12 protein-coding genes are annotated in these 14378 nt (G+C 62.4%); 6 read left to right on the forward strand and 6 right to left on the reverse strand.

Going from position 1 to position 14378, the window contains the following annotated elements; all coding sequences use genetic code 11:
- The first annotated feature begins 150 nt into the window (after positions 1 to 150).
- Positions 151 to 1509 carry a helix-turn-helix domain-containing protein gene (locus ACXJKC_RS07095; protein ID WP_456695987.1) on the forward strand — a complete coding sequence of 453 codons (1359 nt, stop codon included), beginning with the start codon at positions 151 to 153 and terminating at the stop codon, positions 1507 to 1509.
- Here ACXJKC_RS07095 and ACXJKC_RS07100 read toward each other — a convergent pair.
- The 3 genes from ACXJKC_RS07100 to ACXJKC_RS07110 all read right to left on the reverse strand — a co-directional run bounded on the left by ACXJKC_RS07100 (position 1430) and on the right by ACXJKC_RS07110 (position 3993).
- A complete protein-coding gene (locus tag ACXJKC_RS07100; RefSeq protein ID WP_456695988.1) occupies positions 1430 to 2725 on the reverse strand; it encodes a helix-turn-helix domain-containing protein in 1296 nt (431 codons plus the stop codon). The genes ACXJKC_RS07095 and ACXJKC_RS07100 overlap by 80 nt on opposite strands.
- A 131-nt stretch (positions 2726 to 2856) precedes the next feature.
- Positions 2857 to 3090 (reverse strand): hypothetical protein, encoded by a 234-nt coding sequence (locus ACXJKC_RS07105; RefSeq protein WP_456695989.1) that lies wholly within the window; start codon positions 3088 to 3090, stop codon positions 2857 to 2859.
- A gap of 297 nt (positions 3091 to 3387) precedes the next feature.
- Positions 3388 to 3993, reverse strand: a complete 606-nt coding sequence (locus tag ACXJKC_RS07110) for a hypothetical protein (RefSeq protein WP_456695990.1) — start codon at positions 3991 to 3993, stop codon at positions 3388 to 3390.
- Positions 3994 to 4556: 563 nt separating this feature from the next.
- Here ACXJKC_RS07110 and ACXJKC_RS07115 point away from each other — a divergent pair.
- From ACXJKC_RS07115 to ACXJKC_RS07135, 5 genes are all read left to right on the forward strand, one after another.
- Positions 4557 to 5354 (forward strand): hypothetical protein, encoded by a 798-nt coding sequence (locus tag ACXJKC_RS07115; protein WP_456695991.1) that lies wholly within the window; start codon positions 4557 to 4559, stop codon positions 5352 to 5354.
- A 40-nt stretch (positions 5355 to 5394) separates the two neighbouring features.
- Positions 5395 to 7257 carry an Ig-like domain repeat protein gene (locus ACXJKC_RS07120; protein WP_456695992.1) on the forward strand — a complete coding sequence of 621 codons (1863 nt, stop codon included), beginning with the start codon at positions 5395 to 5397 and terminating at the stop codon, positions 7255 to 7257.
- Positions 7258 to 7264: 7 nt separating this feature from the next.
- On the forward strand, positions 7265 to 8023 hold the full coding sequence (locus tag ACXJKC_RS07125) for a hypothetical protein (RefSeq protein WP_456695993.1): 759 nt from the start codon (positions 7265 to 7267) through the stop codon (positions 8021 to 8023).
- A complete protein-coding gene (locus ACXJKC_RS07130) occupies positions 8020 to 10011 on the forward strand; it encodes a copper amine oxidase (protein WP_456695994.1) in 1992 nt (663 codons plus the stop codon). Before ACXJKC_RS07125 ends, ACXJKC_RS07130 begins: the two co-directional genes overlap by 4 nt.
- A 413-nt stretch (positions 10012 to 10424) precedes the next feature.
- A complete protein-coding gene (locus ACXJKC_RS07135) occupies positions 10425 to 11393 on the forward strand; it encodes a helix-turn-helix domain-containing protein (RefSeq protein WP_456695995.1) in 969 nt (322 codons plus the stop codon).
- A 250-nt stretch (positions 11394 to 11643) separates the two neighbouring features.
- On the opposite strand, the gene ACXJKC_RS07140 is transcribed toward ACXJKC_RS07135, so the two are convergent.
- The 3 genes from ACXJKC_RS07140 to ACXJKC_RS07150 all read right to left on the reverse strand — a co-directional run bounded on the left by ACXJKC_RS07140 (position 11644) and on the right by ACXJKC_RS07150 (position 14295).
- Positions 11644 to 12276 carry a hypothetical protein gene (locus tag ACXJKC_RS07140; protein WP_456695996.1) on the reverse strand — a complete coding sequence of 211 codons (633 nt, stop codon included), beginning with the start codon at positions 12274 to 12276 and terminating at the stop codon, positions 11644 to 11646.
- Between the two features lie 93 nt (positions 12277 to 12369).
- Entirely contained in the window at positions 12370 to 13116 is a 747-nt protein-coding gene (locus ACXJKC_RS07145) for a hypothetical protein (protein WP_456695997.1), read from the reverse strand.
- 432 nt (positions 13117 to 13548) lie between these two features.
- The gene (locus ACXJKC_RS07150; protein WP_456695998.1) at positions 13549 to 14295 is read right to left on the reverse strand and encodes a hypothetical protein; all 747 of its coding nucleotides are present in this window, start codon (positions 14293 to 14295) and stop codon (positions 13549 to 13551) included.
- Positions 14296 to 14378: the final 83 nt, after the last annotated feature.

Consider the following 14378-nt stretch of genomic DNA (forward strand, 5'->3'; position numbering starts at 1 on the left):
GTACGTGACAATTTGTTCCCAAGTTGGCCCCTGAGACCGTCGAATGCTGGACTCGTGATCCCGTGCGTGAGTTAACTGGTCGATCTGAGCAGCGTTTTATTTTCTGACACCTAGTCGTTTTGACGCGATGGCTTTTGGAGGCAGCCCCCAATGCAGGAGCCGACCACTCCGAACCGTCCCGGATCGAAAACCGATCTCGGATCCGAGGATGCCTCTGCCCCCGCACTCCCCGCCAAGTCATTGGCAGCGAACCTGGAGCACACACAATCGATGCGGGTGACCGGAATATCTCGGATGATGCTCAAGACCGACGGAGTCCCCCTCGAACTCGGCAGGGCCTTGCGAGCGATGGCTCCCAGGACCGTCCAGCGGATCACGACACAGGTGCAGCTCGAAGTCTCCGCGTATGCGGGTCCGACCGGTGGCAAGCGCTATCGACTCGTCCTCATCGCGGTCGACAAAGCGGTCAGTCATTTCGTCGACGTCGTGGAACGAAAACCCTCACCGGACACGCCCGTTTTCGAGCTCGTCCGGCAACTGGGTCAGGCCGAGGCCATCGAGGGCCACTCGATGGACGCCTTGCGAGCCGCGCACCATGTCGCGACCCGTGTCGCGTGGGAAGAGATCCGCGAAGTTGCGAAGGAGCGCGGCGTGGATCCGGCCGTTCTCAGCGCCTTGGTCGACGCCCTCTTCCTGTTCATCGAACAACTGATCAACCAGGTGGCGCTCGGCTACTCGACCGCATCGCAGGGCATGGAAAGCGGAAGCCACCATGCCCGGCGCCAACTGCTCAACGCAATGCTCTCCGGTCACCCTCCTGAGCGATATGTGCAGCACCTCAAGGCCGCGGGCTGGCATCCGCCGAACTTCATCTCGGTCATCACCGGCGTCCTGAACCTTGCGATCGACTACTCGGCGCTGCCGTCATTTGGGCCCGAGGTGCTCAGCGGAGTCAGTCGTCACCGGATGACGCTGGTGGCCGCTCCCTCCCACGTCGACCGTCTGAGCCGGCAGATGATCCAGACCCCAGGGATCAACCCGGTGGCCATCAGCTGGGTTATGCCCGTCACCGAAGTGCGCGATGCCTATCGCTGGACCTGCCGGGCGCTCGATCTCTCCGCCCGTGGGCTGATCGACGACTCGGGAATCATCGATTGCACCAAGTACCGATCGATCCTGTGGCTGCACGCCGATCCGGCCCTGTCGCGCCACGCCGGTGAGGAACTGCTCGCACCGCTGCTGAAGGAGAAGTCTCACCACCGTCTTGTGCTGGCCGAGACGATGATGCTCTGGCTCCAGGCCCGCGAGAGCGCGCCGGTTCTGGCCGAGCGCATGCAGGTGCATCACAACACCGTGCGGCGCCGATTGCGGCAGCTCAAAGACCTGTTCGGCGACCAGCTCCACGACCCGCAACAGACTTTGGCCCTGCTCAGTGCCCTGGAGGTCTCTTTGCCGCGTTGGCGGGAGCAGAACCGCTCGGGCGGCTCGAAGAGGAAGAAGCATTCTTGACCCGCGACTGCCGACTCGACTGCGGGGGCGAGAGCCACAACGGCAAGGTGGCTTTGAGGGCCAGAAGCATCGGGAAGGCCAGTGAGGGGTCGTTGAGCCGATGGTCGAACATCGCATCAAGCTGCCTGAGCCGGTAGCGGATCGTCTGCGGATGAACTCCGAGCTGCTCGCCCAACGACGATGCGCTCCCGCGTTGCTCGAGCCACAGGAGCATCGTCATGGCCAACATATTGCGACGATGCGGGGTCTGAGCCTCCAACGGCGCCAGCAGGCGTTCGACCATCCGCTCGCGCAACAACGGCTCAGCATGCAACCACAGGGTCGTTTCATGGTCGGCACAGTCGACGATCTCTGCGCGCGGGATGACCTGCAGCTCGATCAGGCGATGCGCACGCTTGACGAGTTGCACGGCCTCCACGAGATACCTCGACGGCACCGGCGCGCTGAGCGCGATGGAACCGGGTTCGAGCACCCTGCGGATCTCGGTCACGGCGCGTTGCCGCTCCCCCGCGTCGCACACCACCAAGACATGCTGGGCGTCGACCAGGACCAACGCGCCGTTCTCGGACAATGCGGATTCCAGGCCAGCCGTGCGTTCGGGCAGATCAGCGCACAGGACGAGCGCGCGGTGCGGCAGCGGCCAGCCGGCCTGGACCGCGAGCCAGCCGAGATCGACCGGCACCTCGCCACTCAGCAGATGCTGCGTCAACTGGTCACGGGCCAATGCCGCACCGGTGGTCGCCTCGTCGCGTCCGGCCCGGTGGCCGATCTCCACCTCCCCACGCAGATGATCGGCGTTCTCGAACAGGGCATCGCCGAGGCGGCCGAGAACCGATGCGGTCAAACCCTGCTCACGGGCGATGCGGTGCAGCTCGGACCACGTCTCGCGCGTCGCGACGTCGAAGGCCGAGCGCATCGCCTCGAGACTCTGGCCGGCCACGCCTTCAGACCAGCCCAGGTTGCGAAACAGCTGGGTGACTCCGACATCCGGTCGCGCCTTGCCCGATGCGTGATCGGAGAACTCGCGCAGACCCGCGCCCACCGCGGTCTCGATCAGCGCGCGACGCTCGCCGCGAATAGGTCCGGCATAGGCCGACACTTCGGCCTGGATCGCCGAAGCCGTCCGCGCCACGGCCCGGGGCAGCCCCGTACGCAGCTCACGGACGGCGCGGTCGGGAGCCAGCCGGCCATGCGTGCGGCTTCTCGTATGGCCCAAGACTCACCTCCGTGACAGATTGTGCTACTTATCAGTAGCATAACTGTCACGGAGGACATAGCGGATGGAATGTCAGGAGATCCCGCTTGGTCGACGCTCCCTCACGTCGACCAAGCGGGATGGTCCTGGAGTCAGGGCTTCACATTGATCGGAGTCTGCGATGCAGCACCGGTCACGTCGATGTTGAGCGTCGCGGCCAAATTGGCTGCGGCACCATTCGTCAAAAGCCCAAGACAACCGGCGACATTGCTGATCCGCAGATTGCCGGCGCTCTCGTTGATCACGAGATCCTGGCCGAACACAGTCGGGGGGCCAGCGCTCTTCTGCACCTCTTCGAGGAACGTCGCGTTAGCCGAACCAGTCACCTGGAACGAGCAAGGCACCAAGGGATTGGCAGACCTCCACCTCGCACGCACATTGCTAACGTTGCCCACAATCGTGTCGCCGACGGCATTGCTCTCACCGCTGAAGCTATTGACCCGCCACGGCGAGGGCGCGCCATCGCCGGTCCGGCCAAAGCGACCAGCGCGGCCGCTCCCAAAAGTGCCGCCTTCTTTTTGAACCTCATGATCGATCGCCTATTTCGGCTTGACACGATCGCGGGTGCGCCGGGAGGTGGAAGCCCGACGCACCCTCGATCAATTCAGCAGCGATTCATCCGATCAAGGCATCACGTTGACTGGCGTCTGCGAGACGGCACCGGTCACGTTGACGTTGTACGTCGCACCGAAGTTGGCTGCGGCACCATTCGTCAGCAGCCCCAGGCAACCGGAAACACTGCTGATACGCAGGTTGCCGGCGTTCTCGTTGATGACGAGATCCTGGCCGAATCCGGCGGGCTTCTGAACCCTTTCGAGGAAGGTCGCGTTAGCCGTGCCAGTTACCTGGAACGAGCAGGGAACCAACGGGTTAGTGGACCTCACCCGAGCGCGGACGTTGCTGACGTTGCCCACGATGGTGTCAGTAATGTTGACGGTCTCGCCGCTGACACCGTTGACGAACCACGGCGTGTGCGCGCCGATGGGCTTCATGTCGACGGCCATGCTGATACCCGCCGGGCCGACACAACCTACCCAGCCTGTGTTGCGGATCTCGGCGATCGGGTTGCCCCGAGTGCCGCCACGAATGATGCCGTTGGCCGTGCCACTGGTACATCCCATGACGACCGATCCTGACGAGAAAGAGATGGCCCCCTTCGTCACTGCCGTGAACGGATAGTCAACGTTGGCGCCATTGCCGTCGACCTGAACAAGCGTCGGCACTGCCATGGCCGGACCGGCCAGAGCAACCAGTGCGGTCACTCCCACGAGTGCCGCAGTCTTTTTGAACTTCATGATGTTTCTCCCTCATTGCTAGATGGAGCAGGGTGACGGGCGTCACCCATGCACACCATTGGCAACTGCGAGTTGCATCTTGTGAAGGGGCAAGCCGAAAATTGCCAAAAATCGGCCCACAAATGGATACCTACGTAACCATTCGGCGTTTCGGATGCCCCCTGAATTGAACGACAGATCATCCAGGTTCCAGCTTCAGTACCAGCGGATCCACATGGCTTGAAACACATGGATTGTCACTCACGTCACAATCCATGACCCGCAGGAACTTGGCCTGCAGCCAATACGTCCGAACTCATTGATCGGCAGGAAATCGCCATGTCACGGTGACCGACATGCGAACTGCACGTTGGCGCCGATGGCGCCATTTCTCGGCGCTCACTGCCACTCTGCTGCTACTTGCCCAGGTACCTGGCAATGCAGCCGACGGGCCATGGCCTGGTCTTCCACGCCATACGGGAGCCGGTGGCTTTTGGTTGGGCGCTGCGCAGACGACCATGGCCGAGACAGCCAAGGCCAAGCAGTGGGTGCGGGTGCCGTGGCAACTCGCCGCAGCTTTCTCCCTGGGCAAGACACGCTTCTACCCGCCCACCGATCCGCGGTTCGCTGGTGTCGACACGATCAACTATGTGTACCTTGTCGCACCGAATGCTGCCGCTCACAACTACGGATTGGCAGCCCCCTTCCCGGTCCGCACTGTAGCCTTCGGATCCGTGCCGGTCACGGCCACGGTGCAGCTGATCCAGAGCAGAGCCGCTGACGGGCTACCAGAGCCGCTGAACGTGAAACAAAACACCGACAACTTCCGCGGACTTCCCCCAGGGAAAGACCAGGTCTTTCGCGACGCGGAGCTTGAAGGCGAACTAACCGTTCGAATCACCGAGCTGACGGTCGACGGCGTGAGACTCAATCTGAACGCACAGTGCCAAACCGTGCGTCCCGGCACAATCGAGCTGACTGGCGTCGGGTACGCCCGCTTTCCTCCAACAGTTGATGACGATCGGCCGTGGCTGACAGGCAACTATGTCGCAGTCCCCGGCGGCCTGCTTACCGGAACGATCGACATCCCGAAATTCGGAGGCTGCACGACGCGCAGGGGCGACGATGTTTCGGCAATCTTGAACGCAACCGTTTCTGGGAACGACAACCAGGTACGCCTGAATGTGAGCGGACCAGCGTGCGGTTCCCCGCAGGTCCCCCCGCCCCCTGGTGCCGCTTCACCAGACGACGAAGGTGCGAATTGTGACACCAGTCGTTTCCCGCCTCAGCTGCCCTATCCGGACAGAACGCCGTGAACAAACGGCCATGACCACCAGCACAATCGAAGGAAGTGACATGATCAGGACAATCCCACGTCGCGGCGCCATTGGCGCTATCGCCGGGTTCATGATGCTCGCTGCACTCAGCGCTCCAGGCGAGGCAACCACCGCACTGCCCACAGACAAATCCGGTGGAATCATCGGCTGGGGTGATCCGACGTTCAATACAGCTTTCACGGCGCCCGAAGCACTTCACGACACGGCATTCAGCGCCACTTCCGCGCAGGGATCATTCAGCGTCGCACTCACCGCAGCCGGAAAAGTTGTCATTTTGGGCGAAAGTCAGACTCCAGGTATCTCGATCCAGGACCTGCCTGCTGCGCTCGTCAACAAGACCGCCACGGCCGTTAGTTCCAGTTCCGACAACGCGGCAGTCGTCACCTCCGACGGTGGCCTGTATGTGTGGGGCAGGGACGACGACTCAACCACTGGTCCGTGGGACGTCCCCGCCGGACTCACCGGCGTCGAGGACGTAGCGTTGGCCGCCTCCTTCGGTGTTGCTGTCAAGACCGACGGCAGCGTCGTGGCTTGGGGCGACAACACCTACGGTCAGACGACAGTCCCCGCCGGGCTGACCGGCGTGAAGTCCCTCGCCCTAACTGAATCTGCCGTCTACGCTCTCAAAACCGATGGCACCGTCGTGGCCTGGGGCCGTGACGTGGAGGGTCAGCTAACACTGCCGTCGACAGTGACAACCGCCGGTAATGTCGTCGACATCGCCGCTCGGCCCCAGGGCGGTTTGGCGCTCCTGGCAGACGGCTCGCTGGCCTCGTGGGGGCAAGACACGTCCGGATTCTTCAATGGAAATGCCGTACCGAGCACGGTCGCTGCCGCGCTCGCAATCAACCCCGCAGTAGCGATCGCAACGTCGTTCAGTGGAAATGCTGTTGTCGACTCGACCGGAGCCCTCCATACGTGGGGGCCGTACGTGCCTACCGAGATAGCCACAGCACCGGCCCAACTCGCCGGAAGCCAAGTCAAACAACTGAAGATGGGGGACCTGAGCTACGCCATCGCCATCACCACCGGCGTCAAGGTGGGCACCACTGCGAAGATCACCGGCGCACCGAAAGTGGGCCAGACGCTGACGGCGACTCCGGCCACGTTCTCGGGCACCCCGGATTCCGTGACGGGTCAGTGGCTTGCCGGCGGCGTGGAGATTGAAGGCGCTACCGGAACCACGTTGGAACTGACGAGTGCACACTTGGGCAAGGCCATCACCTATGCCTCGACTGCGACCAAGGGCGCAGCTGCTCCGCTGATCTCGATCTCCACCCCGACGGCGGCTGTCACGCCCAACGTCATCGCGTCGTCGACTGTGCTGAGTGCTCCGTCGAGGGCGTATGGGTCCACGGGAACGGCGACGGTCACGGTGACTAATGCTGGTGGTCTTCCGGTCACTGGCACGGTGACAGTGTCGGGTGCTGGTGCCACGCAGACGAAGGCTGTTGTCGGTGGCAAGGCATCGTTCTCGCTGGCCAAGACCTTGGCGCCCAAGGCCTACACGCTGACCGCGCGGTACAACGGCAGCGCCCAACTGAGCCCGTCGGCTCGTGCCATCAAGTACACCGTCGTCAAGGGCAAGGTTCGTTCGGTGTCGTACAAGACGACCAAGACGCCGACGTCGAAGAAGAAGGGCAAAGCGACTGTCACGGTCACCGCGCCTAGTGGTCTGGCGAAGGCGACCGGCAAGGTCACCGTGACGCTGAAGAAGGGCTCGTCGAAGAAGACGATCAAGGCCACCCTCTCGGGCGGCAAGAAGTCGATCACCTTACCCAAGCTCAAGAAGGGCACCTGGAAGGTCACCGTCTCCTACGCAGGAGACAGCAGGTACACGTCAGCAAAGTCCAAGACGTACACCCTGAAGGTCAAGAAGTAGACCCATCATGAGCGGCGCACAAGGTACGAGATCACGCACCAGACTCGTATCCTTGTGCGCCGCTGTGCTGCTCACAGCCTCGACAGCAGCCCTGATCGTCAGCCAGTCCGGAGTCACAGGCGCAGAGAAGGAAGACTCCACCGAATTCACGGTTGCCGGTGACGGCGAGTTGCCGACCAAACGTCCCGATCTCGGCGAGAGCCGAGATCCGCTATCGACCGAAGAGACCGGCTACGCGATCCAGATCGCGTCAACAGATCCCACCGTGCCTGCTGGCGCGACGAACGTCCGCGGCGAGGCAGGCCCCGAATTCCTGTACGCCGAACTGCCCGACGACGTCGACGGCGCCGGCCGCTCAGCCCTGGTCGTGCTGTACGACTACACCGACGACAAGACGTACCACCAACTCGTCAATCTCACATCCGGCAAAGTGACCCGCAGCCAAAGCGCCGCCCGCCTCCAACCGCCGTTGTCGCCAGATGAGGCAAAGGAAGCCATCACCCTCGCGATCGATGCCGATCCGCCGCTGCCATTCAGCCGACAATTCGAAGATTCCGAAGGCGTGCCGCTCGTCTCAACCGAGCAGGTCAACCACGTTGCCGGCGCGTGGACGTACGACAACATCGCCAGCAGAGGCAAGGAGTGCGGCGCAGATCGCTGCGCCCACCTGTTCATCAAGACAGCATCGGGAACCTACCTCGGCACGCAGGACTTCGTGGTCAACCTCAGCACCGGCCGGATCGTGAAGTTGGCGGCGAAGTCATGAGACTCCACCGCCGATTCAAAATCCTTGCCACCACTGCAGCACTCGCACTTGTCGCAGGACTCATCAGTGCAATCCCAGCCCAGACTGCACAGGCCACGACGGACGACCTCGACTGCGCCGAGTCACTGGTCGAGAAGACGCTGAAGAACGGCGCGGCCTGGCGGATGTGTGCCCGCATCCACCCGATCAAGGGACTCGTGCTCGAGAAGGTCGAATTCAAGCCTGCGACCGGCGCGTACGAGTACCCGGGCTACAAACGCGTCCTCGACCAGATCTACCTCAGCCAGCTCAATGTGCCGTACGACAACGGATCGGCGTACTACAACGACATCACCGAATACGGCTTCGGCGCGATCTACCTCGTCGACCAGGCGCCCGAACTCTGCCTCGGCGAGACGATCCGTTTCACCCAGTCGGCGGTCTACTTCGGCGAGCTGATCGAGCGCACGATCCGGGGCATCTGCACCGACGAGGTGAGGACCGGGATGGCGTCGCATTCACAGGAAGGAATGCTCGGCACTTCTCCGAGATTCGTCTCGCAAGGCACCGCGCTGGAGGTCTCGTCGATGTCGAAGATCAGCTGGTACGAGTACCAGCAGAAGCTGACATTCGACGACCACGGACAGATCGACATCGGACTCGGCGCCACCGGTGATCTCGCACCGACTGAGGCCTTCTATCCGAGCGATCCGCGGCAAGGATGGCCCGTCGGCAGCACGCAGGACGATCCGGTCCGCTATTCGGCGTCTCACCGACACAATGCGATCTACCGGGTCGATTTCGGCATCGATGCCGGTGAACGCCAGTCGGTTGAACAGTGGGACTACTCCACAGCCGCACCCAACACCCCGGACATCAACGGAGCAAGAACCACCAAGAATGAAGCGTTCAGCGCAGTGCCGGGCGAGAATTTCGATGCCCGCAGTTGGTGGCGGGTGCTCAACCCGGACTCGCTGAACAAGGACGGACACCCCAGGTCGTACGAGATCGTCAGCAGCAGTGACGGCGACCCTGCCTTCGCGGTGACCCAACCCGTCATCTCGTTCACGAACGACCACGCGTGTCAGGAGTATGCGTCGAGCAACCTGAATCCGGGCTGCCCCGGGCAAAGCGTCTTGGACTACGTCGCCGACGAGACCCAACCGCTCACCGATCCGATCGCCTGGGTCAATGTCGGCTTCCACCACATTGTCCGCAACGAGGACCAATCCCCCATGCCGACGCATTGGCAGAGATTCCAACTCGTCCCGCGCGACTTCTTCGCCCAGAACCCGTCGATCAGCGAAGCGCGCCGGTGTGTCAACGGATATCAGTTCATCGGTTCGACCGTTTCGGACCATCCCTGCACCGCCACCAACCACACCCTTCCGCGGGTCACAGCAGACAGCGCCGGGATCAAACCCGGAACTACCCTGACCGCCACCACCGGTTCGTGGAACATCAGCCGCACGACGTGGAGCTATGCGTATCTGTGGTTCCGCGACGGGCGTCCCATCACCGAGCCCGCAGCCGCTACCGGTTCGCAATACGTCGTGACCGAGGCCGATCGGGGTAAGGCGATCACGGTCAAGGTCACCGCCTCTCAAGTCGGCTACGGAACCGGGACCGCCGAGTCTCTACCGACCAGGGTGCCAGGCTCGCCGACTCCGAGCCCGACACCTACCACGCCGAAGCCCACCGCCACGCCGAAGCCAGCTCCCGTCTCGTCTACCACTACCGCGCGGCTCACCCGCACCAAGATCACGACCGAACAGAACACTCGCGTGCACGTGACCGTCAAGGCACGGGGACTTCGACCCACGGGCCGCGTTCAGATCCGACATGGGTCCAAGGTCCTGCGGACCGGGACCCTCAAGAACGGCAAAGCAACGCTGACCGTCCCGAAGTTCAAGAAATCCCGGAAATACCGGGTCCGAATCGTCTATCTGGGCACCAGAACCGTCAAGCCGAGCAAGTCGAAACTGCTCTCCGTCAGAGTCATCCGCTAGTAGCCGTCAACAAGTCCGCGCAATTTCGCAGAGGAAGGTCGAAACTTAATCGTTTCGTAACCGTGCTTTGTCATCTGGTTAACAAGACTTGGTGTCGCATCGTCATTTCGAGTCGAAGTTGCTTGCCGCCGAACCCGGATATGTGCGTTGATCACTTCGTCGCCCCTCACCGTCGCCGCTTCCAGGACTGCCCATCTGGACAGTCGAGACGCCGGGAGGGTAGCGACAGAGGGAGAGAGCGCATGAGCAAACTTGGAGATGCACACTTGGCTGGCTACCCCGAGCCCTTACACGTGTCTCGGCACCGCCTGAACATACTCTGTGAGCGAGTTTCACGGTCGGTCGTCGGGACAGCCCCTGACAGCACCGCGGCGTCGGTCAGCGAGGTCATCCGGTCATCTATCGAGGCTTTCGTGACCGCTCGCGGCAATGTGCCGCGGGCCGTTAAGCAGGTCGCACCTCTGCTGCACCAGGTCGGTATCCGCGAGGCGCACCGGCACCCCGAATCACCGAGGCTCGAGCAGTCATTCCAGCTCGCCAGCATCGCCGTGCAACGCGGTCTGCCACTCGTCGTCGGCGACCTGGTGACCCGAGACTCACTCAGGATTCTGCGGCAGGATCTCGCCGCCTACATGAACCAGCTCTATCGAATTGCCCGCACAGGATTTGACCGAACGATCAGGGTGGCTGCCATGTGTCAGGACGAGCGTCTCGCCGAGCTTCGCGCGGTCGCATTCAGGGGCGCAACCTCTCCCAATACCGATCATCTCGCCCTTGCGGCAGGGCTGAATCCCAAGGGCCTCTTCATACCGATCGTTGCGGTGCACACCCAGCTTCCCGACACAGTTCGTGAGCACCCGCACGCGCTAGTAGACGACAACGGGATGCAGGCGCTTATCCCAGACACCTGGGACGTCAACACGATTGCACAAGTCGTCCAGGCCCAAGTCGTGCTCGGGCCTCCAGCCACGCTGGACAAGGCATATGAAGGTGTCGTGCTGACTGGCAACGCCGCTTCAATACTGCGAGACGGAGCCGTGCTCGACTCCCGATCGGTGGTTCCGTCCACCGATCTGCTGGGCGAGTTGCTGGTGCGGGGCAACCCCTTGCTCGCCGAGCTTCTCGTCACCAAGCATCTGGGTTCGATGGAAGAGCTCCCGTTGAGCCGACGCATGGCGCTCTCGGAGATGCTCCTGGTGTCTCTAGAGCGCGGCCTGCCGCTCAATCGCGTCGCTCGCGAGCTCGGTGTGGCGTCGCAAACAGCGCATAACCGCATGAAGGCACTGCGTCAGCTCCTCGGCGACAAGATAGACGACGCCGATGCTCGCCTTGAACTGATCGTCGCCGTCCGGTCTGCTCGTCACCGCTGGTCCAAACAATAGAAGTCGGCACGCCTCCGCCACAACATATTGCGATCTGCACCCGGCGCGTCCCAGGAGCCACTACTCCACCGCTGCATATTCGGTCTTGGATAGTCAAAGATGCGGACGAAGAACGTGAGCTGACCCGGTGCGGGCTTGGGGGGGGCCAATGACGCTGCAGCAGAACTCTGGGTCAGACGCCGGATTCGGCGCCTGACCCAGAGTTCGTCATCTAACTAGTAGTGCTGTTGGAAAACAGCTTTCTCACTCGTCAGTCGATGATGCGTCCGTTTGTCAGGTTGAGTTCGATGGTGTTACCCGAGCCCGGAATGATGCTGTTGATCAGTCCTGTGTTCAGCCCACAGTTCTGGAAGTTGCCGATGCTGTAGGTGCCAGTGAGGCGACCACCTGAAGCGATGTCGAAGAACTCTCCGCTGGGTGTGTTCGCGTCGATGACGACGGGGTTCACGGTGCGGCAGAACGGCCCGCCGAACAGCGGGAAGATGCTGGCCTTGATGTTGGTCAGACGCACGTAGTAGCTCGACGATGACGCCAGGGTGCGCTGACGGCCCACGCGCGTGAGCTGGCCAGTCGTGGGCTTGGTGGGCTCGAATGCCACATTGGCGGTGACCGGGATGAAGCCGAGCAGCTTGAACTCCGTGCGAGTGCCGGGGAGCACCATGTTGCCGACGAACGATCCGTCGCTCTCGACAGAGGAGTGCAGGACGGCAGGTCCCAAAGTGATGGACGAGCCAGTGCCTGCGGTCACGGTGGTTCCGTTGGCGTCGTAGTCGACGTTGATCGGTACTGCGTGGGCAGGAGCCACGGTGAGCACCATGGCTGCGGCGGCGCCGATCGAAGCGACGGCGAGGCGGGCGAAATTGCGGGGGTTCCGAGTCTTCATGAGGTTCCTTTGTGTGGATGTGGAGTGGGTGAAGAGGTTGGTGGTGGGTCGGATTCCGGATGTCGACCCACCACCAACCGTGTCGTTTGACGTTTAGTTGATCGAGACCTGCTGGTTCAGTGCGAACGAGCCGACCATGGATGCCTTGTCGCCATCGACGATCTCGCCGCCGCAGCTGTCGGTCGTGCCTGTAGCTGCCTTGTCTGCCGATCCGTTGAGCGCGTCAAGCGTCAGCGGGTACTGGAGTGCAGTCGTACCCAGCGAAGGCGTGTTGACAATCAGGTAGTCGGTCGTGCCGACGACATTGAGCTGGATCTTGGCCTTGACCGTCGCGCCCAGCGTGCCGGACACATTGCCCTGAGCGTTCAGCGCGCAGCGCAGGTTCGGCGCAGTGCGTGCCGAGTCGATCATGGACGCACGGATGTTGCGGATCTCGACGTTCATGGTCGTCGCACCCTTGGCCGGTGTTCCGTCCGCGTAGATGCCCCACTCGTCCGCCACAGCGGTTCCCTTCTTCGTGATGGTCACGGGGAAGTTGAGCGAGGTAGCGACACAGCCGGTGTTGAAGGTCAGACTCTGAATGGCGCCGATCTTCTGCCCACTCACAGCGGACGCACCCCGCTTGATGTACCCACTCGAGGTGCCGCCGGAACAGCTGGCGGGCACGGCGGCGTCTGACACGAAGGAGATCGCGCCAACCGACGGGCCGGTGACCGAGACGTCCGCAGCGGGTGACGTCGTGCCATTGACCGCGACCGTGGTGGTGGCGAAGGCCGCCTGCGAACCCATCAGGAGGGCGACTGCAGCTCCGCTGGCGAGCAGTGTTTTCTTGAGCTTCATGAGAAACTCCCTTTCATCTTGTTCACCGAACCGGAGGTTCCGACTCGGAATCTAGGGGCTGCCGTCGGGGAGGGCAGACCGGGCTGGGGAAAATCCGATGGCTCGCGTGCATTGTCGCGCCGCGAAACGTCTCCCTACGGCGAACAATTTGCGGACGGAGTGTTGTTCGTCGAGCCATGTAGAGAGTGTGTCCTGCATCACCAGGCCTACGAAGCCTTAGTCATTGTTTATTTCTGAAAGTGGGATGAACGTCCATGCTCCCCGCGGCAGGAGCGCGGATCGGGCGTCACCATCGGCGCTCCTTTACCTTGAGGTCGAAGCCCCACCGGTCAGAGGCGCTGGCGCCCTGCGCAGGACGTTGAGAGCCGGCCTTTGGCAGTCGATGAGATAGTGCAGAACGATCGGCGCAAGCAACACGTGCGTGTTCCGCTCTCAGTTGATCGCGACCTGCTGGTTCAGTGCGAACGAACCGACCATGGATGCCTTGTCGCCATCGACGATCTCGCCGGCGCAGCTGTCGATCGTGTCTGTGGCTGCCTTGTCTGCCGATCCGTTGAGCGCGTCAAGCGTCAGCGGGTACTGGAGTGCAGTCGTACCCAGCGAGGGCGTGTTGACAACCAGGTAGTCGGTGGTACCAATGACATTGAGTTGGATCTTGGCCTTGACCGTCGCGCCCAGCGTCCCGACCACATTGCCCTGAGCGTTCACCGCGCAACGGAAGTTGGGCGCAGTGCGTCCCACATCTCTCATGGACGCACGAACGTTGCGGATCTCGACATTCATGCTCGTAGCACCCTTGGCCGGTGTTCCGTCCGCGTAGATGCCCCACTCATCCGCCACAGCGGTTCCCTTCTTCGTGATGGTCACGGGGTAAAGGAATCCCGTAGCGAGACAGCCAGTATTGAGCGTCAGACTCTGAATGGCACCGATCTTCTGCCCGCTCACCGCGGACGCACCCCGCTTCACGTATCCGCTGGCGGTGCCACCGGAGCAGCTATTGGGTACGCTGACGTCGGACATGAAAGTGACCCCACTAACCAGCGCGCCTGTGACAGGCACGTCCGCAGGAGGAGTTGGCGAGCCGTTGACCGCGACCGTGGTGGTAGCGAAGGCCGCCTGCGAACCCATCAGGAGGACGATTGCAGCTCCGCCGACGAGCAAGGTTTTCTTGAGCTTCATGAGAAACTCCCTTTCATCTTGTTCACCGAACCGGAGGTTCCGGCTCGGAATCTAGGGGGCTGCCGTCGACAGAGACAGGCCAG

It is taken from the genome of Aeromicrobium sp. P5_D10 (assembly GCF_054049535.1).

What these genes read in the sequence shown, in the direction of transcription:
- ACXJKC_RS07130 (WP_456695994.1), top strand. Translation starts at nt 8,020, where the DNA reads ATGAGACTCCACCGCCGATTCAAAATCCTTGCCACCACTGCAGCACTC.
- ACXJKC_RS07120 (WP_456695992.1), top strand. Translation starts at nt 5,395, where the DNA reads ATGATCAGGACAATCCCACGTCGCGGCGCCATTGGCGCTATCGCCGGG.
- ACXJKC_RS07110 (WP_456695990.1), bottom strand. Translation starts at nt 3,993, where the DNA reads ATGGCAGTGCCGACGCTTGTTCAGGTCGACGGCAATGGCGCCAACGTT.
- ACXJKC_RS07125 (WP_456695993.1), top strand. Translation starts at nt 7,265, where the DNA reads ATGAGCGGCGCACAAGGTACGAGATCACGCACCAGACTCGTATCCTTG.
- ACXJKC_RS07115 (WP_456695991.1), top strand. Translation starts at nt 4,557, where the DNA reads ATGGCCGAGACAGCCAAGGCCAAGCAGTGGGTGCGGGTGCCGTGGCAA.
- ACXJKC_RS07145 (WP_456695997.1), bottom strand. Translation starts at nt 13,116, where the DNA reads ATGAAGCTCAAGAAAACACTGCTCGCCAGCGGAGCTGCAGTCGCCCTC.
- ACXJKC_RS07095 (WP_456695987.1), top strand. Translation starts at nt 151, where the DNA reads ATGCAGGAGCCGACCACTCCGAACCGTCCCGGATCGAAAACCGATCTC.
- ACXJKC_RS07140 (WP_456695996.1), bottom strand. Translation starts at nt 12,276, where the DNA reads ATGAAGACTCGGAACCCCCGCAATTTCGCCCGCCTCGCCGTCGCTTCG.
- ACXJKC_RS07150 (WP_456695998.1), bottom strand. Translation starts at nt 14,295, where the DNA reads ATGAAGCTCAAGAAAACCTTGCTCGTCGGCGGAGCTGCAATCGTCCTC.